Genomic DNA, 430 nt, shown 5'->3' with positions numbered 1-430 from the left:
GCCGCTAAGATCAATTTGATTTGAAAAAGCCTCGCCTAACGGCAAGGCTTCTTTATCTTCTACTAATGTCCAAGTATCAAACCGAATCTGGTAAATCATATAAATTTAAACTTTCTACCATACCTTCGAAATAGCTCATGTCCACCATCACCAAATCTTCATGGGTAATACTGGCTAATAATTCGTTATCTCCTTTCCAAAAAGATGGGTCTTCAATAAACTTATTTTCCCAATAGTCAAACTTTTTTAAAGAACTGAGAACTTCTACATCGCAACCTTCAAGCACCAAACTCAAAGTCTCTCCAGTAAAATAAAATTTATTACAGGATTTTTCAATTTTTGCAGCACCCTTTAAGCCACTTATAAAGCACTCAAGTTCTTTATCGTTATAAAGAATATTGAATTTTATTACATCTGAATGACTCAAAGC

The 430-nt window shown here is 33.7% G+C and carries 1 protein-coding gene; it reads right to left on the bottom strand.

Annotated features, from left to right (window positions below; translation table 11 throughout):
- Positions 1-76: 76 nt before the first annotated feature.
- Positions 77-430, bottom strand: a 354-nt coding sequence (locus FRY97_RS22695) for a hypothetical protein (RefSeq protein WP_170254890.1), incomplete at its 5' end; no start/stop codon positions are given.

It is taken from the genome of Phaeodactylibacter luteus (assembly GCF_007993045.1).
Classification (GTDB): domain Bacteria; phylum Bacteroidota; class Bacteroidia; order Chitinophagales; family Saprospiraceae; genus Phaeodactylibacter; species Phaeodactylibacter luteus.
The sequence above is the reverse complement of the archived record's forward strand: the minus strand, read 5'-3'. Positions and strand labels throughout refer to the sequence as shown.